At 56.8% G+C, this 1,032-nt stretch carries 1 protein-coding gene and 1 pseudogene; one reads left to right on the forward strand and one right to left on the reverse strand.

Annotated features, from left to right (window positions below; translation table 11 throughout):
• Positions 1–71: pseudogene (locus tag DXY04_RS12640) on the forward strand (photosystem II protein D2); the annotation flags it as partial.
• A gap of 52 nt (positions 72–123) precedes the next feature.
• Here DXY04_RS12640 and DXY04_RS07075 read toward each other — a convergent pair.
• Positions 124–744, reverse strand: coding sequence for a hypothetical protein (locus DXY04_RS07075; RefSeq protein WP_244278615.1), 621 nt, complete (start codon positions 742–744; stop codon positions 124–126).
• Between the last annotated feature and the right edge of the window lie 288 nt (positions 745–1,032).

Genomic DNA, 1,032 nt, shown 5'->3' on the forward strand with positions numbered 1-1,032 from the left:
CACCGGCTGACCAGCCGCACGAAAACTTCGTCTTCCCTGAAGAGGTTCTGCCCCGCGGCAACGCCCTCTGATCGCAAAGCCGATTGTTCCTTCAACCGCCCAGCCGGGCGGTTTTTTTTTGGTTCAATTGCTGTCTGAATCAGGCCCCAGACGCAAGGTGAGATCGAGGCTATTGCGTTGATCGAGCAGCGCTCGCAACAGTGCATCGATGAGCAGAACGATGCCAAGCAGTTCCAACGCTTCCTCCAGACCTGTAATGGCGCCATACCAGGAGCTATGCAGTCGGATCAGATTCGATCGAACGGCGAAGCTGCCGATCATCTCCATGCCGATGGCACCTCCGATGTAGACGGCCCCTGATCGCAGCAACCGTGATGCCGTTGCTCGGGAGATTGAGCCGAGGAAGCGGCGAAAGCGCCACAGCAGGATGAGGGCGAGCACGGCGTAGGGCACCACCCAGGTGGATGCCAGAGCTGGGTGCACTTGGTGCCTGAGCCCTGGAATGATCAGGATCTCGTGGATCTGAAGGGCTTCGTCGAGTGCGAGAAAGATGAAAATCTTCGAGAGCAAACGCCAGTCTTTGGTCGCGATGCGATCGCTGCTCTGCCCCAGTCGTTGCATCAACAGGGCCGCCATCAGCAACAGCGCGCTGCTGAACAGGGTGGGCAAGTTGAGCTCCCGGTCCATGTTGAGGCTGTCGAGCCAATGTTTCTTCGCCCCAAAGCCATAAATGCCCACTTGCACGACGCTGTGGGCAACCAATAGTCCTCCGGTGACGGCAGTCAGCAGCTTTCGGATCGATCTTGGCGTCAGTGGAATGATCCCGATCTGGTTTGGATTTGCTGTAGTGGGTTTTTTAATCACGGTTCGCTTGTGGGGTGGATGAACTCCGGCCTCATACTTCGTTCCTAAACCTTTACTTAACCTGTGCTTCTAGCAAGGTGCTGCATTGGGCTATGACCTGCAAGGGGGTTACACCTCCTTCGGTGTGGCTGCGATCTTCCGCTTCCTTCTCTTTCTCCAGGGCTTCCA

Origin of the sequence: Synechococcus sp. UW86 (genome assembly GCF_900474085.1) — a bacterium.
GTDB lineage: Bacteria > Cyanobacteriota > Cyanobacteriia > PCC-6307 > Cyanobiaceae > Parasynechococcus.